Here is a 20,329-nt window from a genome sequence, read left to right as displayed (position 1 = left end):
GCCAATGGTCCGACCGGCGCCACGAGGGGGCGCCGGTCGGCCGGGCTCAGTTGGCCAGCTGGCAGGTGGCCGGCCTGGCCGAGGTGAACAGCGCCGGGGTGGCCCATTCGGGGTGGTCGATGAACGGATTGCGGTTGCCCTGGAAACTGAAGATCACCTCGTTGCGAGCGCGTTCTGCCGCGTCCGGCGGGTCGGCAAGGTGCCAGTCGATCAGGGTTGAGAGCAGGCCCATGTAGGCCGGGGACGCCGAGGTTTTGACGATTCTGCTGCGGTCGTCGGTCAGCTCCAGATCGGGCTCGGACTGGCCGGTTTTCGCATCTTTACCGCCTTCATAACGGATCGCCATGTACATCACCGCACGCGCCATATCTCCCTTGCGGTGGCCCCACACTTCGAACGAGCCGCCATTGCCATCGGGCGTGCGCACCCAGTTGGAGGTGCCCGGGTAGCCGCCGCTGCCGCCGCCGGACCCGTTGTTGGATTCGGTCGCACGCTCACCGCAGTTGCTGTCGCATTTGGCATAGGGCTTGTTGCCGCGGTCCGCATTCCACTGCGCATCGGTCAGGTACAGCATGTGGGTGTCGGTATACGGCGCGTAGGGCAGGCCCTTGTCGCCGGTGGTGCTGGCAAAGCCCAGCGAGTTGGGCCAGGTGTGCTCGCGGTTGTAGGTCAGCCCACTGCCGGTGCCGGCCCGCCCGCTGACCTTGGTGTAGCTGCGGTTGCGGTAGGCATCGAGGATGTTGCCGCTGTTGTTGGGATCTTCGTCGGCGATCTCCAGGATCGTCCAGGTGCTGGTGCCCGAGCCGCTGTACGGATACGCGGTGTGCCCCTTGATGGTCTCGTGCAGCGAGCAGCGCAGCTGGCTGGGGCTGGAGGTGTTCACCTTCGCGTAGTACTCGCCGGGGTTGCCCGGATTGCCCGGGTCGGGCGTGGTGGCGGTGGCCACGGTGAACGCGATGCGGGTATCGGCGGCCGGGCGCGCGCCCTGGGCATCCTTCACGCGGGTGGCGCGGATATCGAAGCGGCAGGCTTCCCCCGCCACCAGCGCGGTGTTGGTGGCCAGCGTGAAGCGGGTACCGGTGGTCGGATGGCTCAGCGCGACCGTGCCGGACTGGCCGCAGCTCAGCGCGAACGCGCCGCTGGAGAGGGTGACCGGCTCACTGAAGGTGACGCTCAGGTCGGCCGCGGCCGGGAACGTGCTGGCGCCCTGTTCGGGGGTGGTGGCCGTGACCGAGGGCGCGGTATTCGGGCCGGTCGGGCCGCCGCCGCTGAAGGTCTGGCCGTGGTTGCAGGCGCCGAAGGTCTGCCCGGCCGATTCGGCCCAGGTGAAATGCGCGTACTGGCTGCCGGTGCCGGTCAGCTGCAGGGAGGTGCCCGGGGCGGTGCTGTTGGTCTCGCTGACCGGGATGTTCTGGCTGGTCAGGCCCGCAGCGGGTCCCCCGGCCGCGGTGATGGTGCCCTCGTAGCTGAGGAACTGGACCACCTTGCCGCTGGCATCGACCAGGGCGATGCCATCGTTGGGACCGTTCTGGAGGCCGTTGGTCGGGTAGCTGACCGTGGCCAGCCGCGCGCTGCCGCAGCTGGCGGTGCCGGCCGGGACCGCGTTGTCGGCGTAGACCGTGGCGGCCGAGGGAGTGCTGCCGTTGTAGAGGTAGAGCCGGTAGCCGGACAGGTCCTCACCGGCGGTGGCGACCACCTCGATCGCCTCGCCGACATCCCCGGCCGGGGTGCTGTCGTCGTAATGCAGTTCATTGATGAATACATCGGCCCGGGCCGGGCTGGTGGCCAGTACCAGCAGGCAGGCCAAGGACAGCGGCGTCAGCAACCTCATCTACGGCTCCTTGTGATTGGTCAGTGCCGCTCGAATCTACGCAATCCAGATGACACATCCGCCACCCTGTCGTATTCGACCTTTCGCACTGAGAACTGCGTCAAACATTCACGTCCGACGACCGGCCGGCAAAAAAATCCCATCGGCTGCCCTTGAAAGGGCAGGGGCCAGCACCATCTCTGCTCTGTCCCGCACCGTCGGGTTTTTTCGTGAGCGTGGCTGGCAGTCGCCCTGTGCGAGTGCTAACATCGCCAGACTTTCCTAGACCAATCAACAACTTAAAAGGGTCTCACATGAGCATCAAGCCGCTTCATGACCGCGTCGTAGTCAAGCCGATCGAAGCCGACGAAATCTCGTCCGGCGGCATCGTGATTCCGGATTCCGCCAAGGAAAAGTCGACCAAGGGTGAAGTCGTGGCCGTCGGCCCGGGCAAGCCCCTGGACAACGGCAGCGTGCGCGCGCCGTCGCTGAAGGTCGGTGACAAGGTCATCTACGGCCAGTACGCCGGCAGCAGCTACAAGTCCGAAGGCGTCGAGTTCAAGGTTCTGCGCGAAGACGACATCCTCGCCATCGTCGGCTGAGTGATGCGGCCGGCCCCGTGCCGGCGCTTCCGCACTTCCTCCCGTTCAAGCAGCCGGGCATGGCCCGGCTCTACATAAAAAGGTAATCGCAATGGCTGCCAAAGATATTCGTTTCGGTGAAGACGCCCGCGCCCGCATGGTTCGCGGCGTCAACGTTCTCGCCAATGCCGTCAAGGCCACCCTGGGCCCGAAGGGCCGCAACGTCGTGCTTGAGAAGAGCTTCGGCGCGCCGACCATCACCAAGGACGGCGTCTCCGTCGCCAAGGAAATCGAACTGGCTGACAAGTTCGAGAACATGGGCGCGCAGATGGTGAAGGAAGTCGCGTCGCGCACCAACGATGACGCCGGCGACGGCACCACCACCGCCACCGTGCTGGCCCAGGCCCTGATCCGCGAAGGCGCCAAGGCCGTCGCTGCCGGCATGAACCCGATGGACCTCAAGCGCGGTATCGACAAGGCCGTGATCGCCGCCGTCGCCGAGCTGAAGAACATCTCCAAGCCGACCGCTGACGACAAGGCCATTGCCCAGGTCGGCACGATCTCGGCCAACTCGGACGAGTCGATCGGCAACATCATCGCCGAAGCGATGCGCCGCGTGACCAAGGAAGGCGTCATCACCGTTGAAGAAGGCTCGGGCCTGGACAACGAGCTGGACGTCGTCGAAGGCATGCAGTTCGATCGTGGCTACCTGTCCCCGTACTTCATCAACAACCAGCAGTCGCAGACCGCTGACCTGGACGATCCGTACGTGCTGCTGCACGACAAGAAGATCTCCAACGTGCGCGACCTGCTGCCCGTGCTGGAAGGCGTCGCCAAGGCCGGCAAGCCGCTGCTGATCATCGCTGAAGACATCGAAGGCGAAGCGCTGGCGACCCTGGTGGTCAACACCATCCGCGGCATCGTGAAGGTCGTGGCCGTCAAGGCACCGGGCTTCGGCGACCGTCGCAAGGCGATGCTGGAAGACATGGCCGTGCTGACCGGCGGCACCGTGATCTCCGAGGAAATCGGTCTGTCGCTGGAAAAGGCGACGATCAAGGACCTGGGCCGCGCCAAGAAGGTGCAGGTCTCCAAGGAAAACACCACGATCATTGATGGCGCCGGCGAGAAGGCCAACATCGAAGCGCGTGTCACCCAGATCAAGACCCAGATCGAAGACACCTCGTCGGATTACGATCGCGAGAAGCTGCAGGAACGCGTGGCCAAGCTGGCCGGCGGCGTTGCCGTGATCAAGGTCGGCGCTTCGACCGAAATCGAAATGAAGGAAAAGAAGGATCGCGTCGACGACGCCCTGCACGCGACCCGTGCAGCCGTTGAAGAAGGCGTGGTCCCGGGCGGCGGCGTTGCCCTGGTCCGTGCGGTCACCGCGCTGAGCGGCCTGAAGGGTGCCAACGAAGACCAGAACCACGGCATCCAGATCGCCCTGCGCGCGATGGAAGCCCCGCTGCGCGAAATCGTGGCCAACGCTGGCGAAGAGCCGTCCGTGATCGTCAACAAGGTCAAGGAAGGCACCGGCAGCTTCGGCTACAACGCCGCCACCGGCGAGTTCGGCGACATGCTGGAATTCGGCATCCTGGACCCGACCAAGGTGACCCGTTCGGCACTGCAGAACGCGGCCTCGATCGCTGGCCTGATGATCACCACCGAAGCCATGGTTGCCGAAGCCCCGAAGAAGGATGACGGCGCTGGCGCAGCTGGCGGCGGCATGGGCGGTATGGGTGGCATGGGCGGCATGGACTTCTGATGTAGAGGCCGGCCATCGGTCGGCACCTGCCATCCGCCACCGCAGTACGAAAAACCCCGCCGGAAGGCGGGGTTTTTTTGTGCGCGTAGTACCGACTCACAGCGCGCTGGTGGGGGCCGCGACCTCGTCCTGCAACCAACCCAGGAAGGCTGCGATGGCCGGTGTCTCCTCGGCGCCGGGCAGGGTGACGGCGTAGTACGCAAACCGCGTCGGCCAGGGCTGATCCAGCACCACCGCCAGCCGACCGCTGGCCACTTCGGCGTCCACATACAGATCGCGCACCAGCGCGATGCCCTGGCCCGCTTCCGCCGCGCGGATCAGCAGCACGTCATCATCGAAGGCCGGGCCACGCTCGATGCGCGGATCGGCGGGCAGGCCAAGCGCGCGGAACCATAGCGACCAGTCACTGCGATCGGAATCCTGCAGCAGCGGGTACTGCAGGCAGTCCGCGGCGGAGTGGATCGGCGGCCCCTCGGCGAGCAGCGTCGGGCAGGCCACCGGCAACAGCACCGGTGCCGCCAGCGGACGCGAGACCAGCCCGGGATACTCGCCGAGACCGTGGCGGATCGCGATGTCGATGCGATCGCGGCGCAGATCCGCCAAGGCCGACGAGGCTTCCACGCGCACCTCGATCTCCGGATGCCGCGCGGTGAAGCGGCCCAGCCGCGGCACCAGCCAGGCGGCGGCAAAGCTGGGCACGGTGCTGATCGTCAGCGTCTGCCGCGCATGGATGGCGTCCAGCGTCGCCATGCCGTCCTGGATCTGATCGAACGCACGCAGCAGCGCAGGGTGCACCTGCGCGCCGGCGGCGGTGAGGGCGACGCCGTGCCGCGTGCGGGTGAAGAGCTCCACGCCGGTGCGCGCCTGCAACAGCTTGAGCTGCTGGCTGATCGCACCCGGGGTGACGCCCATGACCGCGGCGGCCGCCTTGAGGCTGCCATGTCGTCCGGTTTCGACGAAGGCGCGCAGCGCGAGGAGGGGAAGGACAGCGCCCATGACGTTAGATTTTCTCTCTTGAGCAAGCACGATAAATCGTTCTACAGCAGGCCATGGCCTGCGTAGCATCGTGATCATGTTGATTCACGGCGGTTTAGTCCAACTGCATTGCATGAACTCCACCAATGCGCCCGCAGCCGGCATGCGCTGCCTTCGCGGCGTGGCGTCGTGACGTGACGTGACGTGACCTCCCTCCGCCATCCATCCCCTGCCAAGGAGACCCGCATGTCCCCAGCGTCGCTGCACCTGTACACCGACAGCTCGCCCAACGGCTTCAAGATCACCATCGCGCTGGAAGAGCTCGGCATCCCTTACGTGCTGCATCACGTGCGCATCGACGCCGGTGAGCACCGCCATCCCGATTTCCTTCGGCTGCATCCACACGGCCGCATTCCGGTGCTGGTCGACGAGGCAACCGGTATCACGGTGTTCGAATCCGCCGCCATCCTGCTCTACCTGGCCGAGCAGAGCGGAAGCCTATTGCCGCAGGCGCCACGCGCGCGCTGGGAGGCAATCACCTGGCTGATGTTCCATGCCGCCAGCGTCGGCCCGATCCTGGGCCAGCGTGTGCATGTCGAGATGTTCGCCGACGCGCCCCATGCGCCCGCGATCGAACGCTATCGGCGCTTGAGCGAGGCATTCTTCGCCACGCTGGACCAGCGCCTCACAGACCGCCCATGGCTGGCCGGCGAGGCGTACTCGATCGCCGACATCGCCGGCTACGGCTGGAGCCACATCGCGCAGCTGATCGGCTTCGATTTCAGCGCGTACCCCCACTTGAGTGCATGGCACCTGCGCATGTCACAGCGGCCTGCGGTGCAGCGCGGCGTGCAGCTCCCCGAACCGGCCACCGGCCCCTGATCCAGGACGACCACGATGACGCTGTTGACCGCTATCACCGCTGCACAGGGGCCGCTGACCGGCGCCTCCGCCCCCGCGTTCGCCCGGCATGCCGGTTACCAGCGGATGTTCCGCGAGGGAGCACTCACGCTGGGCGTGTTCCTGCCGCTGCGCTTCTACCAGGGGGACATGCAGGTGCTGGCCGGCCAGGCCGACCTGGTGCGCCAGCTGGACCGCGACGGTTTCGCCGCGACCTGGGTGCGGGATGTGCCGTTGTTCGATCCGCTGTTCGGCGACGCCGGGCAGGTGTTCGATCCGTTTACCTACCTGGCCTTCCTGGCGGCGCGCACCGAACGGCTGGCGCTGGCCACCGGCAGCGCGATCTTCTCGCTGCGCCATCCGATCGACCTGGCCAAGTCGGCGGCCACCATCGACCAGCTGTCCGGTGGGCGCCTGGTGCTGGGCATCGCTTCGGGTGATCGCCCGGTCGAGTTCCCGGCGTATGGCCTGCAGCATGCAGACCGTGGCGAGCGCTTCGCCGCCTCGGTGGCCTACGTGCGTCAGTTGATGCAGCATGGTCCCCTGCATATCGAGTCGCCACTGGGCGCGCTGCAGGGCGTCGAGCTGATGCCCAAGCCGGTCGCCGGGGCGATTCCGCTGCTGGTGACCGGCACCTCGCAGCAGACACTGGACTGGGTCGGGCAGCATGCCGATGGTTGGCTGACCTATCCCGAGGCAACCCATCACGCCGCCGGGCCGCAGCGCCTGGCTGGCAAGATCCAGGCCTGGCGCCGCCTCATTCCCGATGGGGGTTTCCGCCCGCATGTCACTAACGAATGGCTGGATCTGGTCGAGGACCCGAACCATCCACGCACCCCGCTCAATGGCGGCTACACGTTGAGGACCGGTCGCCACGGATTGATCGATCTGCTCGGCGAGTGGCAGCGCGCCGGCGTGAACCATGCTGCGCTGGGCATCCAGTTCTCGCAGCGCCCCGCAGCCGAGGTGCTGCAGGAGCTGGCCGAGTACGTGCTGCCGTTGTTTCCCTCGCATGACGGGCCAGTGCCGGCACAGGTGCGCTGGTAAGCCGCTACGTGGCCTGCGTCATTCGACGAACGTCTTGCCCCCGTACTCCCACGACCACGGCGCGCCGGTTTCGCCCAGAACGAACCGCACCAGGGCCGGGAACGCCGCTTCGGCGCGCACGTCGTTGCCCAGCACCACCACGCAGCGTTGGCGTCGCGCCACGCACACCAGCGTGTTGCCCACCGCATCGTCGTGGCCGCCCTTGTAGAACCCGCGCCCCTGCGGTCCCTGGAACACCACCACGCCCAGCCCGGCGGCGAGGTCACGGCGCCGTTGCGCAGGCGCCAGCTCGTCCTGCAGGGTCGGAAACTGGCTGGCCGTGGTGATCGGCCACTGCGCGTGGACCAGCTCGGCACGCCCCTTTGCCGACAGCCCCTCGCCGCGCATGCAGCCGGCAGCGAAACGCGCGATGTCGGTAATGGTGGTATCCATTGAACCGGCAGCTCGCACGCGGCTGCGCTCATCGTGCGGCTCGCTTGTGCCGTCCTGGGTCCAGCCATCGGCCAGGTTGCCGGCAAAGTCGGGGCGCCACAGCATGCTGGTGCGGGTCATGCCGAAGCGGTCGAACACCCGCCGTTGCATCTCCGCGCCCACCTTCAGGCCCAATCCTCGCTCCAGCACGAACTGCAGCAGGATCAGGCCTTCGCCGGAGTAGGCATAGCGCGTGCCGGGATCGAAGTGCAGGCGCAGCTTTCCATCCGGCTCCAGGAACGCGAAATTGGCAAACCCGCTGCGATGGCTGAGCAGCATCCGCGCGGTCAGGCGACGCCAGCGCGGGTCGTCCCTGAGGTCCGGCCAGGGCGCGTACTGCTTCTCTGCCGGGTAGTCCGGCAAGGGGCGCTGCAGGTACTCGCCGATCGGCCGGTCCAGGTCCAGCACCCCCTCGTCCACCAACTGCATCACCATGTAGGCAAAGGCCATCTTGGTCAGCGACGCGCCGTACATCACCGTGTCGGTCGTCAGTGGGTCACCGGCGGCGTTGCGCTTGCCGGCCGCATGCACCTGAACGACCTTCCCATGATCGATCACGGCCAGTGCCAAGCCCTGCGCATGCGTCTTGGCCATCATCCGCGCCATCTCGGCATCGACCGCGGCAGGGTCTGGAAGCGTTGTGGGCGGCGTGGCGAGCGCAATGGGCGCCGCCGTCAGCAGCACGAGCATCAAGGCGAACGGGCGCATGGCACGGCACTCCTCCAGGACTCGGCCGCATCCTACCGCGGCGCGGCCCCGCGTACAGCGCCGAAGGTCATCGTGACCTATGGCGTCGATGGCAGGGCTCTGCCGGGGTCAGCCGGTCAGGCCGGCGCGCGCGCCACGCGCCGACGCTCGCGCCAGGCGAGGCCGAGGTGCGCAAGCAGGAAGAACAGCGCGCCACCCACCAGCATTCCCTGCGAGTTCGCCATGGGCAGCCGTATCGCTGCCGCCGTCCCCAGCGCCATGCCGAACATGCCGACGCCGACGGCAACGCGTTGTCGCGCCAGGAACTGCGCCTGCGCGCGCTGACGTTGTTGGACAGCCTCGCGCTTGGTGTCCGGCCGCAGGATGGCCTGGGCAATGGCGTCAGCCTGGGAAGGGGTCATCTACACATCCTCATGGGCGATCCTGTGGCGATCTTCGCTTGTTACCTGCACGGCGTAAAGGACGGCGGCGCTTCCAGGCAGGTCGCGACAGCGATATAGTTAGCCGCCATATCATCCTGGGTCTCCGTGCATGCTGGAAACCAAACACCTCGCGTTCCTGACCGAGCTGGAGCGCCGTGGCCAGCCCGATTCGGGCGAGCTGGCGTTGTGCTTCCAGGTGCTGTCGCTGGCCAGCGCGATCGACCAGGACTGTGCCAGCCGGCTGGCGCCGCTGGGCCTGAGCGAAGGGCGCTTCGTGCTGCTGTTCCTGCTGCGCGGTGCGGAAACGGCACTCTCGCCTCACCAGTTGGCCGAGCGCGCCGGGGTGACCCGCGCCACCATCACCGGCCTGCTCGATGGGCTGGAGCGCGAGCACCTGGTCAGCCGCCACAGTGATCCGGATGACATGCGCCGCATCCACGTGCGCTTGACCAGGGCGGGTCAGGCGCTGGCCGCGCGCCTGTTCGACCAGCAGACCGCGTGGATCGCCTCGCTGTTCGCCGATATCAGCCCGCGGGAACGGCGCACGCTCGGCACGCTGCTGCAGCGCGTGTGGTCGCGCACTGATGCGGGCCGCGCGGCATGAAACAGCCCATCACCCGCGAACGCCGCGGGCAGCTGGATCGCGGTGAAACCGAAGCCACGCATCTGGCCGAAGTGCTGGCCGTCGACTTCGCAAAGCTGATGGCCCATGTCGCCCCCGGCTTGCCTGCCGCCGCGATCACGCCGATGCGCAATGCGGCCAAGCGCGGCATCACGCTGCGCATGCAGGGCGCCGCGACGCTGTTGCGCGTGCATGGCCACGGCGATCATGCACGGTGGTCGCGGCACGCCAGCGACACCGTGCGTGGCTGGGCCTGCTATCTGATCGGCAGCGACCCGGCCTTGTCGCTCGAACACAGGCTCGATGTGCTGCGCACGCTGGCCGACGATGCGCATTTCGGCGTCCGCGAGTGGGCATGGCTGGCCGTGCGTCCGCATGTTGTCGCCGAACCCCTGCGTGTACTCGCGCACCTGCACGGCTGGACCACCGACGTCTCACCCAACGTGCGTCGCTTCGCCTGTGAAGCGCTGCGCCCGCGGGGCGTGTGGGCTGCGCACATCACCTTGTTCAAGCAGGAGCCGCAACACGCGCTGCCGCTGCTGCAGGCGCTGTGCTGCGACGACGCGCGCTATGTGCAGGATTCAGTCGGCAACTGGCTCAACGACGCCGGTAAAAGCCAGCCCGACTGGGTCCGCGCGCTGTGCAGCGAATGGCAGCAGCACCACGCCGATGATCCGGCCAATACCTATATCCGCAAGCGCGCACTGCGCTCGCTCTGACCTCAAGGAACGCCATGTCGCACATGTTGATCGAGCTCTACACCGCCACCCCCGCCTGGACCGCGCTGGACCCGGTGTCGCGCGGGGCGTTCTTCGCCCGCATCGGCGCCGGCATGCAGCACGTGGATCCGGCCCGCATCACGCCGCTGGCGATGGGCCGCATCGAACAAGACGTTCCGCACACCGCGGCCGAGCAGTTCTATGCGGTGTGGCAGTGCGCCGAACGGCTCGATGCCGATGCCTTGCTGGCCGCGATCGGCGCTACCGGGTGGCACGAGTACTTCACCACCACGCACGCGGTGGGGGCAGCAGGCACGCTGCAGCAGCACCTGGCCGAGCTGGCGGCGTTGCCGCGGGGGTGAGCGCACCGCTCGCGGGGAGGGGCCTGAACCGATGCCGCAGTTGCGAATGAAACAGTTGGCACCTCCAAACCCCTGTGTTATCAATACTCCCCAATGAACGCACGCCCCGCCAATTCCTACTTTTGGTATTACTTTCCGAAGCCACCGGCGGAGGAAGGCATGCGCTCACCCTGAAGAAACCTTCAGACGCATTCCCGAAAGCCGCCAGCGCACCTGGCGGCTTTTTTGTTGCCGCCGCGCTGGGGACCCCCACTTCCAAGGAGTTACCCCATGCCCCCCCATACCGACGACCTGCGCATCCGCAAGATCGAACCGTTGACCCCGCCGGCACAGCTGCTGGCGATGCTGCCCTGCGACGACGAAGCCTCCGATACGGTCAGCGCCTCGCGCGCGGCCCTGCACGAGATCCTGCATGGCCGCGACGATCGCCTCGCGGTAGTGATCGGCCCGTGTTCGATCCATGACCCGGTGGCCGCCATCGAGTACGCCCAGCGCCTCAAGCCGCTGCGCGATGCCTACGCCGATGAGCTGGAAATCGTCATGCGCGTGTACTTCGAAAAGCCGCGCACCACGGTGGGCTGGAAGGGCCTGATCAACGATCCGGACCTGGATGGCAGCTTCAACATCAACAAAGGCCTGCGTGTGGCGCGCGGCCTGCTGCGCGACATCAACAAGCTGGGCCTGCCGGCCGGCGTTGAATTCCTCGATGTGATCTCGCCGCAGTACATCGCCGACCTGGTCGCTTGGGGCGCCATCGGCGCACGCACCACCGAAAGCCAGGTGCATCGTGAGTTGGCATCGGGATTGTCGTGCCCGGTCGGGTTCAAGAATGGCACCGACGGCAACATCAAGATCGCCGCCGATGCGATCGGCGCGGCCTCCAACCCGCATCACTTCCTGTCGGTGACCAAGGAGGGCGGCACCGCCATCGTGGCCACCGCCGGCAATCCGGACTGTCACGTGATCCTGCGCGGCGGCAAGACGCCGAACTACGATGCCGACCACGTGGAAGCGACCAGCCAGACGCTGGCCAAGTCGCACCTGGCCGCACGCATCATGATCGATGCCAGCCACGCCAACAGCAGCAAGAATCCGGAGAACCAGCCCAAGGTCATCGCCGACATCAACGCGCAGCTGGCCAACGGCGAAGAGCGCATCGTCGGCGTCATGGTGGAGAGTCATCTGGTGGCCGGCCGGCAGGACCTGGTGGACGGCCAGCCGCTGACCTACGGCCAGAGCATCACCGATGGCTGCATCGGCTGGGACAGCTCGCTGGCGGTGCTGGAGAGCCTTGCCGAAGCAGTGCGGGCGCGGCGGGCGGCGCGGATCAACAAGGCGGCATAAGCGTGGGTTGATCCGGGGTAGAGCCACCCCACGGGTGGCTGCGTACAGCGCCGCAGCGCTTCATGCAGTTCATGCAGAAGCAGCCACGCATGGCATGGCTCTACCCTTGGGCTGTCGCGCGTTGATGATCACGCGGCGCGCCTCAGCTTCGCCAACGCCAGATAGATCGCCGGCGTGGTGTACAGGGTCAGCCACTGGCTGACCAGCAGGCCACCGACAATGGCAATGCCCAACGGCTGGCGCATCTCCCAGCCTTCGCCGGTGGCCAGCATCAGCGGCAGCGTGCCCAGCAACGCGGCCACGCTGGTCATCAGGATCGGCCGGAACCGCAGCCGTGCCGCCTCGCAGATCGCCTCGTAGGACGACAGGCCGCGCTCGCGTTCGGCCGACAGCGCGAAGTCGATGATCAGGATGGTGTTCTTCATCACCACGCCCACCAGCAGGAACAGGCCGAGCAGCGAGATCAGGTTCAGCTCGTTGCCGAAGGCCATCAGCGCCAGCAACGCGCCTACGCCGGCCGAGGGCAGGGTGGAGAGGATCGCCAGCGGCTGCACGAAACTTTCGTACAGCACGCCCAGCACCAGATACACCGCCAGCATCGCGCCGAGGATCAGCCACAGCTGGCGCTCGCGCAGTTTCTCGAAGCCACCGGCCTCGCCGCTGAGCCGCGCCTGCACATGGGTGGGCAGCATGATCCTGGCCATGGCCTGGTCCACCGCTTTCACCGCCTGGTCCAGGGTGACGCCGGGCGCCAGCGCGAACTCGATCCAGACCGAGGCGAACTGCTGGCTGTGATAGATCCGGTCCGGCGCCATGCCGTACTCCCACCGCGCGATGGACGACAACGGCAGGCGCTGGCCGTCCTTGCCGATCACATGGATCTGCTCCAGCGTGGAGGGATCCTGGGTGTAGCGCGGGTCCAGCTCCATCACCACGCGGTACTGGTTGAGCGTGTCGTACAGCGTGGCAACCTGGCGTTGGCTGAAGGCATTGTTGAGCACCGAGGCGACCATGCGCATGTCCACGCCCAGCCGGGCCGCCGCATCGCGGTCGATGTCGAGAACGACCTGGCGCATGCCTTCATCGCCCTTGGATTCCACATCGACCAGTTCGGGCAGGGCGCGCAGCGCATCGGCTACCCTGGGCGTCCACTGCCGCAGCGGTTCCAGCTCGCCGGAGAGCAGCTGGAACTCGTACTGGCCGCTGTCGCCGCTGCCTTCCAGCTTGATGTCCTGGTCCACCCACAGGAACATGCCGCCGCCCGGAATCTTCGGCATGTTGGCGCGCAGGCGGTCGATCACCTGCTGGCTGGAGACCTTGCGCTCGGCCAGCGGCTTCATCTTGATCATGATGAAGGCGTTGTTGACCCCGCTGCGGCCGCCGATGTACCCGATGATGTCGCTGATCGCCGGGTCGGCCAGCAGCAGCTTGCGGTAGGCCTCGATCTTGGGCTGCATCACCTGGAACGAGAGGCCATCGTCGCCGCGCGCGAAGCCACGCAGCTGCGCGGTGTCCTGCTTGGGCACGATGCCCTTGGGCACCTGCTGGAACAGCCACACGTTCAGCGCGATCACACCTGCGAACAGCAGCAGGGGCAGCGCGAGCCAGCGCAGCATTGTCTGCAGGCTGCCCACATAGGCGCCGCGCAGACGCTCGAACAGCGCGGTGCCGGCGCGCTGCAGGCCATTGCCGGGGCCGGGCCGTGCCTGCCCGAGCAGGCGCGCGCACAGCATCGGGGTCAGGCTCAGCGAAACCAGCAGCGAGACACCCATCGCCGCCACCAGGGTCAGCGAGAACTCGCGGAACAGCTTCTCGACGAAGTCATCCAGGAACAGGATCGAGATGAACACCACGGCCAGCGCGATGTTCATCGACAGCAGCGTGGCACCGACTTCCCCCGCGCCCCGCAGCGCGGCGGTCATCGGTGAGGCGCCTTCTTCGCGATGGCGGGCGATGTTCTCCAGCACCACGATGGCATCGTCCACCACCAGCACCGCGGCCACGATCAGCGCCATCAGAGAGAGCGTGTTGAGCGAGAACCCGAGCAGGGCGATGATCGCCAGCGCGCCCAGCAGCGAGACCGGGATGGCGACGGTCGGCACCAGCGCCGCGCGCCAATGGCCGAGGAAGGCCAGCACCACCAGCACCACCAGGGCGATCGCCAGCAGCAACGTCAGCTCGGCCTCGCGCAGGGTGGCGCGGATCACCGGCGAACGGTCCATCACCACCTGCATGTCGATGTTGGCCGGCAGCAGCGCCTGCAGCGTGTCCATCTGTGCCTGGATGGCGTCGACGGTCTCGATGATGTTGGCCTCCGGCTGGCGGCTGACGATCAGCAGCACCGCCGGGCGCTCGTTGTGGAAGCCGCTGGCGTAGCGGTCTTCAACCCCTTCGCTGATCCCGGCCACGTCCTCCAGGTACACCGGGCGGCCATCGCGCATCGCCACGATCAGGCGGCGGTACTCGGCGGCGGTGCGCAGCTGCAGCGTCGCTTCCAGCTGCCACTGCTGGGCCTGGCTGGCGACGGTGCCCAGTGGCTTGAGTGCGTTGGCGTTGCGGATCGCCGCGGCGATGTCGTCCAGCGCGATGCGGTGATGGTTGAGTGCATTGGGATCCAGCGAGACGCGCACCGCCGGCAGCGAACTGCCGCCCACCTGCACCTCGCCGACGCCGGGAATCTGCGCCAGCTTCTGCGCGATCACCGTGGAGGCCACGTCGTAGATCTGCCCCGGCGAGAGGCTGTCCGAACTCAGCGCCAGCGCCATGATCGGTGCCTGCGAGGGATTCACCTTGCGGTACTGCGGCATGCCCGGCATGCCACTGGGCAGCTGCGCGCGCGCGGCATTGATCGCGGCCTGCACGTCGCGCGCGGCATCGTCCACGTCGCGGCCGAGCGCGAACTTCAGCTCGACCTGGGTCGAGCCCTGGGTGCTGGCCGAGTCGATCCCGGTCAGCCCGGGGAGGGTGCCCAGGGCACGCTCCAGCGGCGTGGCGACGTTGGCGGCCATCGATTCCGGGCTCGCGCCGGGCAGGCTGGCGCTGACGTTGATGGCCGGGTAGTCGACCTGCGGCAACGGCGCGACCGGCAGCAGGCGCAGCCCGAGCAGGCCGGCCAGCACCACCGCGACCGCGAGCAGCACGGTGGCGACCGGATGCTGCACGAACCAGCCGATCGCCCGCGACAGCGGACTCACGCCAGCGCCCCGTCAGCCTCGTCGGTCACCGGCGCGGGGCGCTGGCGGAAGCGGTCGAAGAACAGGTAGATCACCGGCGTGGTGAACAGGGTCAGCACCTGGCTGACGATCAGCCCGCCCACCATCACCAGGCCCAGCGGCTGGCGCAGCTCGGCGCCCGAGCCACTGGCGAACATCAGCGGAATCGCGCCGAACAACGCGGCCAGCGTGGTCATCAGGATCGGGCGGAAGCGCAGCAGCGCGGCCTGGTGGATCGCCTGGCGCGGCGCCATGCCATGCTCGCGCTCGGCCTCCAGCGCGAAGTCGATCATCATGATCGCGTTCTTCTTGACCAGCCCGATCAGCAGCACGATGCCGATCACCGCGATCAGGTCCAGGCTGCGCCCGCTGACCAGCAACGCCAGCAGCGCACCCACCGTGGCCGAGGGCAGGGTGGAAAGGATGGTGATCGGGTGGATGAAACTCTCATAGAGCACGCCCAGCACCAGGTACATCACCACCACCGCCGCCAGCACCAGCCACAAGGTGCTCGACAGCGACGCGCGGAACGCATCGGCCGCGCCCTGCAGGCGCAGTTCGACGCTGGCCGGCAGCCCGATCGCGGCGCGTGCACCTTCGATCGCCTCCACCGCTTCGCCCAGCGACGCATCCGGGGCGAGATTGAACGAGAACGTCACCGCCGGGAACTGGCCGACATGGTTGATCAGCAGCTGCGCCGGGCGCTGTTCGATCCGCGCGATGCCGCCCAGCGGCACCTGCCGCCCGTCCGGCCCGGTGACGTGCAGGCGCGCGATCGCATCCGGGCCGAAGGCCACGTCCGGGCGCGCTTCCAGCACCACGCGGTACTGGTTGGCCTGGGTGAAGATGGTCGAGATCTGGCGCTGCCCGAAGGCGTCGTACAGCGCGTCGGCGATGGCCTCCACGCTGATCCCCAGCCGCGCGGCGGCGACCCGGTCGATCACCACATGCGCCTGCAGGCCCTGGTTCTGCAGATCACTGGCGACGTCGGCCAGCGCCGGCGACTGCTGCAGGTGCGCGAGCAGGCGCGGTGTCCATGTTTCCAGCTGCGCGAGGTCCGGGCTGGTCAGGGTGAACTGGTACTGGGTCCGGCTGATCCGGTCTTCGATGCCCAGTTCCTGCACCGGCTGCAGGTACAGCTTGATGCCCGGCACATGCGCCACGCGCTGCTGCAGCCGCGCGATGATCGCCTGTGCATCGGCAGCGCGCTGTGCATGCGGCTTCAGCTCGATCAGCAGGCGGCCGCTGTTGAGCGTGGCGTTGTTGCCGTCCACGCCGATGAACGAAGACAGGCTGGCCACGTCCTCATCCTCCAGCAACGCCGCGGACAACGCCTGCTGGCGCTGCGCCATCGTCTGGAAGGAAATCGACTGCGGCGCCTCGCTGATGCCCTGGATCAGCCCGGCATCCTGCACCGGGAAGAAGCCCTTGGGCACCCACACGTACAGCACGGCCGTCAGTACCAGCGTGGCGACGGTGGCGGCCAGCATCAGCGGCTGGCGCTGCAGCACCCAGTGCAGCTGGCGATCGTAGAGCGCCACCACGCGGTCGAACGGGTCACCCTGCTGCGACGATTCCTGCCCATCGGCATCGCGACGGGTCGCGTGGCCGGCCTTGAGCAGGCGCGCGCACATCATTGGCGTCAGCGTCAGCGAGACCAGCAGCGAAATGCCGATCGCCACCGCGAGCGTGATCGCGAACTCATGGAACAACTTGCCGACCACGTCGGCCATGAACAGCAGCGGGATCAGCACCGCGATCAGCGACAGCGTCAGCGAGATCAGGGTGAAGCCGATCTGCCTGGCGCCTTTCAGCGCCGCCTGCATCGGCGTCGCGCCGCGCTCCAGGTGACGGGCGATGTTCTCCAGCATGACGATCGCATCGTCCACCACGAAGCCGGTGGCGATGGTCAGCGCCATCAGGGTGAGGTTGTTGAGCGAGAAGCCGGCCAGCAGCATCACCCCGAAGGTGCCCACCAGCGACAGCGGTACCGCGATGCTGGGAATGATCGTGGCCGGGATGTTGCGCAGGAACACGAAGGTGACCATCACCACCAGCGCGATCGCGATGAGCAGCTCGTGCTGCACGCCGCGGATCGAGGCGCGGATCGATTCGGTGCGATCGCTCAGGATGGCCACATCCACACCGGCCGGCAGCGAGGCCTGCAGCTGCGGCAGCAGCGCCCGCACCTGGTCGACCACGGCGATCACGTTCGCACCCGGCTGGCGCTGGATGTTGATCAGTACGGCCGGGGTGGTGCCCGACCACGCGGCCAGCTGGCGGTTCTCGGCGCCATCCTCGATGGTGGCCACGTCGCCCAGGCGCAGCGGCGCGCCGTCTTTCCAGGCCAGGATCAGCGCGCGGTACTCGGCCACCGAGCGCATCTGGTCGTTGGCATCGAGCATGATCGCGCGGGTCGGGCCGTCGAAGCTGCCCTTGGGCATGTTGACGTTGGCCGTGCCGATCGCGGTGCGGATGCTGGCCATGCTCAGGCCGTTGGCGGCCAGCGCCGAAGGATTGACCTGGATGCGCACCGCCGGGCGCTGCCCACCGGCCAGGCTGACCAGGCCGACGCCGGGCAGCTGCGAGAGGCGCTGGGCCATGCGCGTATCGACCAGATCGTGCACCTGCGGCAGCGACAGCCCCTGCGAGGTCACCGCCAGGGTCAGGATCGGGGTATCGGCCGGGTTGACCTTGCGGTACACCGGCGGCACCGGCAGGTCATCGGGCAGGAAGCTGTCGGCGGCGTTGATCGCGGCCTGCACTTCCTGCTCGGCCACCCCGAGCGCGACCTCCAGCGAGAACTGCAGCGTGATGACCGAAGCGCCGCCCGAACTGGTCGAGGACATCTGCTTCAGGCCGGGGATCTGCCCCAGCTGCCGTTCCAGCGGTGCAGTGACCGCGCTTGTGGTGACATCCGGGCTGGCACCGGGATACAGCGTGGTGATCTGGATGATCGGGTAATCGACCTGCGGCAGTGCCGCGACCGGCAGCAGGCGGTAGGCCATCACGCCGGACAGCAGCAGCGCCACCATCAGCAGCGTGGTCGCGACCGGGCGCTCGATGAAGGGGCGCGAGAGGTTCATGCGCCGGTCCGCGTCGGGTCCTGCTCCACCACCTCGACCTTGGCGCCTTCGCGCAGGCCGTCGATGCCTTCCACCACCACGCGCTCGCCGGGCTTGAGCCCTTCGCGCACCGAAACCCGTTCGCCATCGGCCGGGCCGAGCACCACGTTGCGCAGGTGCGAGGTGGCATCGGCCGTGATCACGTAGACGTAGCTGCCTTTGCTGCCGAACTGCACGGCGGCATTGGGGATCACCACCGAATCGCTGCTGCTGACCTGCAGGCGCACGTTGACGAACTGGTTGGGGAACAACGACTCATCGGCGTTGGCGAACTGCGCGCGCAGCTTGAGCGTGCCGGTGGCGGTATCGATGCGGTTGTCCAGGCTGGAGAGCACGCCGTCGCCCAGCGCGGTGCGCTCCTCGCGGTCCCAGGCTTCCACGGTGAGCTGCGGATTGGCACGGGCGGCGGCGACCACCGCCGGCAGGTCCGGCTCGGGCACGGTGAACAGCACGCTGATCGGCGTGGTCTGGGTGATCGTGGCCAGCGGTTCGGTATCGCCACTGCGCACCAGGTTGCCGACATCCACATTGCGCAGGCCCATGCGTCCGGCCACCGGCGCGGTAATGCGGGTGTACTGCAGCTGCAGGCGCGCTTCATCCACGGCCGCCTGGTCGGTCTGGCGACGGCCCTGCAGCTGGCGCACCTTGCTCTGCTGATCACTCAGGTCCTGCGCGGAGACGAAGTGCTTGGTCTGCAGTTCGGTGAAGCGCCTGAGCTGGCTCTCGGCGTTGTCCAGCTCGGCCAGGTTCTGCTGCTGGGTGCCCAGCGCACGCGACAGCTGTACCTGGAACGGGCGCGGATCGATCTCGGCCAGCAGCTCGCCGGCGGTGACGTGCTGGCCTTCGGAGAATGCCAGCCGCAGCAGTTCGCCATCCACGCGGCTGCGGAGGCTCACTGTATGCAGCGGGGTCACCGTGCCGAGCGCCTTCAGGCGCACCACCAGGTCTTCCTGCGTCGCAGTGGCCACGCGCACCGGGGTCGGCTGCGGGCCACCGGCGGGGCTGGCGGCAGGCGCGGGCGAGAGCAGCTTCCATGCGGCGATCGCGACCAGCCCGACGGCGGCAGCGATCAACAGCGGTTTGGCGAAACGACGGCGAGACGAGGCGGGCGTTGAAGCGGACATACGCATCCTGCGCACCCTCCACCGGAGCAGTGCGTCCATGGGGACCGGCCGAGTGCGGCAGGTCAACGGGGGAGAGGGTGTCTGGCGGGGCAGCGGGTGGAACACCGCCGCGTGGCTGGATGCCGTTCGTTTGGAACGGGAGCGCCATGATACAGGGCCAGGCCGCTCAAGCTCCCGTGACCTTGGTCATGCCTGCGCGTGCGTCAATGCACCTCGTCGCGGTACACGAACTTCGGCATTTCCCATTTGAAGTGGATCGCCAGCAGGCGGAACAGGAAGCCGCCGCCCAGGCACCACAGCGTGGCCGCGTTGAGCGACACGCCGAGTTCCAGCAGGGTCAGGTAGGCCGCGCCGGTGAGCAGGGTGATCACGGCATACAGTTCTTTCTGGAAGATCAGCGGCACCTCGTTGCACAGCACGTCGCGCAGCACGCCACCGAACGCACCGGTCAGCATGCCGGCGATCAGGATGATCGGCACGGTGTGCCCGCCCTCGCGTGCGACCGCGCAGCCGATCAGGGTGAACGCGATCAGGCCCAGGCCATCGAGCACCAGGAAGGTACGCCGGAAGTGGTGCATCCAGCGCGCCACCCAGGTCGCGATCAGCGCCGCGCAGATGGTGAAGCCCAGGTACTCCGGGTGCTTCACCCAGCCCAGCGGGTAATGCCCGAGCACGATGTCGCGCAGTGAGCCGCCGCCGAGCGCGGTGACGCAGGCGATGATGACCACGCCGAACAGGTCCATGCGGCGGCGGCCGGCCGACAGCGCGCCGGTCATGGCTTCGGCCGAGATGGCGATGAGGTAGATCAGGGAGAGCAGCATGGGGGTGGCTCCGGAAAACACGTCAGGCGGGGACGGAAACGCACACGCATCACGCCAGCGCCGCTGCACTGTCGTGGGGTGGGATTCCGTTGCCGCTCCCGCTGTCCTTTTGCCTGAGAGTTCGGTGGCCAAGGCCACGTGCCCCTTCGGCGGGTCATTGAAGACCTCTCTCCAGATCGGCGTGTCGGATGCATGGTTGGTGGCGTATCGAGCCACCGGCCTGAGCGATTATGGGAGCCTGCGCCTTCGGCGGGCGCCAGCGCGGCGCCTCTCTCCTGCATCCGGGGCGGATTCTAGCAGCCGCCGGGCCCGCGCCGGGGGATA

General features: G+C 67.6%; 16 protein-coding genes and 2 riboswitches. Of the genes, 8 read left to right on the top strand and 8 right to left on the bottom strand.

Going from position 1 to position 20,329, the window contains the following annotated elements; translation table 11 throughout:
* Positions 1 to 46 precede the first annotated feature (46 nt).
* Positions 47 to 1,831, bottom strand: coding sequence for an endonuclease (locus PV764_RS15540; protein ID WP_421117046.1), 1,785 nt, complete (start codon positions 1,829 to 1,831; stop codon positions 47 to 49).
* A 293-nt stretch (positions 1,832 to 2,124) separates the two neighbouring features.
* On the opposite strand from PV764_RS15540, the gene PV764_RS15535 reads away from it, so the two are divergent.
* Both PV764_RS15535 and groL read left to right on the top strand, forming a co-directional pair.
* Entirely contained in the window at positions 2,125 to 2,412 is a 288-nt protein-coding gene (locus PV764_RS15535; protein WP_019183551.1) for a co-chaperone GroES, read from the top strand.
* A gap of 91 nt (positions 2,413 to 2,503) precedes the next feature.
* A complete protein-coding gene (gene groL, locus PV764_RS15530) occupies positions 2,504 to 4,153 on the top strand; it encodes a chaperonin GroEL (RefSeq protein WP_019183552.1) in 1,650 nt (549 codons plus the stop codon).
* 96 nt (positions 4,154 to 4,249) lie between these two features.
* On the opposite strand, the gene PV764_RS15525 is transcribed toward groL, so the two are convergent.
* Positions 4,250 to 5,149, bottom strand: coding sequence for a LysR substrate-binding domain-containing protein (locus PV764_RS15525; RefSeq protein ID WP_343313256.1), 900 nt, complete (start codon positions 5,147 to 5,149; stop codon positions 4,250 to 4,252).
* A gap of 225 nt (positions 5,150 to 5,374) precedes the next feature.
* On the opposite strand from PV764_RS15525, the gene PV764_RS15520 reads away from it, so the two are divergent.
* Together PV764_RS15520 and PV764_RS15515 are read left to right on the top strand one after the other, a co-directional pair.
* Positions 5,375 to 6,010, top strand: coding sequence for a glutathione S-transferase family protein (locus PV764_RS15520; RefSeq protein WP_343313260.1), 636 nt, complete (start codon positions 5,375 to 5,377; stop codon positions 6,008 to 6,010).
* A gap of 15 nt (positions 6,011 to 6,025) precedes the next feature.
* Positions 6,026 to 7,075, top strand: coding sequence for an LLM class oxidoreductase (locus PV764_RS15515; protein WP_421117045.1), 1,050 nt, complete (start codon positions 6,026 to 6,028; stop codon positions 7,073 to 7,075).
* An 18-nt stretch (positions 7,076 to 7,093) separates the two neighbouring features.
* Here PV764_RS15515 and PV764_RS15510 read toward each other — a convergent pair whose 3' ends face one another.
* Entirely contained in the window at positions 7,094 to 8,254 is a 1,161-nt protein-coding gene (locus PV764_RS15510; protein ID WP_421117044.1) for a serine hydrolase domain-containing protein, read from the bottom strand.
* A gap of 116 nt (positions 8,255 to 8,370) precedes the next feature.
* Positions 8,371 to 8,655 (bottom strand): hypothetical protein, encoded by a 285-nt coding sequence (locus PV764_RS15505; RefSeq protein ID WP_421117043.1) that lies wholly within the window; start codon positions 8,653 to 8,655, stop codon positions 8,371 to 8,373.
* Positions 8,656 to 8,785: 130 nt separating this feature from the next.
* Here PV764_RS15505 and PV764_RS15500 point away from each other — a divergent pair, with 130 nt between their 5' ends.
* From PV764_RS15500 to aroG, 4 genes are all read left to right on the top strand, one after another.
* The gene (locus PV764_RS15500) at positions 8,786 to 9,280 is read left to right on the top strand and encodes a MarR family winged helix-turn-helix transcriptional regulator (RefSeq protein WP_421117042.1); all 495 of its coding nucleotides are present in this window, start codon (positions 8,786 to 8,788) and stop codon (positions 9,278 to 9,280) included.
* Positions 9,277 to 10,017, top strand: a complete 741-nt coding sequence (locus tag PV764_RS15495) for a DNA alkylation repair protein (RefSeq protein WP_421117041.1) — start codon at positions 9,277 to 9,279, stop codon at positions 10,015 to 10,017. The genes PV764_RS15500 and PV764_RS15495 overlap by 4 nt, the downstream gene beginning before the upstream one ends.
* Before the next feature lie 14 nt (positions 10,018 to 10,031).
* Positions 10,032 to 10,379 carry a DUF6616 family protein gene (locus PV764_RS15490; protein WP_421117040.1) on the top strand — a complete coding sequence of 116 codons (348 nt, stop codon included), beginning with the start codon at positions 10,032 to 10,034 and terminating at the stop codon, positions 10,377 to 10,379.
* 270 nt (positions 10,380 to 10,649) lie between these two features.
* A complete protein-coding gene (gene aroG / locus PV764_RS15485; protein WP_019183560.1) occupies positions 10,650 to 11,723 on the top strand; it encodes a 3-deoxy-7-phosphoheptulonate synthase AroG in 1,074 nt (357 codons plus the stop codon).
* A 128-nt stretch (positions 11,724 to 11,851) separates the two neighbouring features.
* Here the strand turns inward: aroG and PV764_RS15480 are convergent, their stop codons facing one another.
* The 4 genes from PV764_RS15480 to PV764_RS15465 form a co-directional block, all read right to left on the bottom strand.
* Complete coding sequence (locus tag PV764_RS15480) at positions 11,852 to 14,917, bottom strand: efflux RND transporter permease subunit (RefSeq protein ID WP_421117039.1); 3,066 nt, start codon at positions 14,915 to 14,917, stop codon at positions 11,852 to 11,854.
* Positions 14,914 to 18,021, bottom strand: a complete 3,108-nt coding sequence (locus PV764_RS15475) for an MdtB/MuxB family multidrug efflux RND transporter permease subunit (RefSeq protein WP_421117038.1) — start codon at positions 18,019 to 18,021, stop codon at positions 14,914 to 14,916. Before PV764_RS15475 ends, PV764_RS15480 begins: the two co-directional genes overlap by 4 nt.
* A complete protein-coding gene (locus PV764_RS15470; protein ID WP_421117037.1) occupies positions 18,018 to 19,184 on the bottom strand; it encodes an MdtA/MuxA family multidrug efflux RND transporter periplasmic adaptor subunit in 1,167 nt (388 codons plus the stop codon). Before PV764_RS15470 ends, PV764_RS15475 begins: the two co-directional genes overlap by 4 nt.
* A 203-nt stretch (positions 19,185 to 19,387) precedes the next feature.
* On the bottom strand, positions 19,388 to 20,005 hold the full coding sequence (locus PV764_RS15465) for a trimeric intracellular cation channel family protein (protein ID WP_019183564.1): 618 nt from the start codon (positions 20,003 to 20,005) through the stop codon (positions 19,388 to 19,390).
* 93 nt (positions 20,006 to 20,098) lie between these two features.
* Positions 20,099 to 20,190: riboswitch (glycine riboswitch) on the bottom strand.
* 20 nt (positions 20,191 to 20,210) lie between these two features.
* Positions 20,211 to 20,293: riboswitch (glycine riboswitch) on the bottom strand.
* Positions 20,294 to 20,329 lie beyond the last annotated feature (36 nt).

Origin of the sequence: Stenotrophomonas sp. AS1 (assembly GCF_048957655.1) — a bacterium.
Taxonomy (GTDB): domain Bacteria; phylum Pseudomonadota; class Gammaproteobacteria; order Xanthomonadales; family Xanthomonadaceae; genus Stenotrophomonas; species Stenotrophomonas bentonitica_A.
Note: the sequence above shows the minus strand (reverse complement) of the source record. Positions and strands in the feature narration are given on the sequence as shown.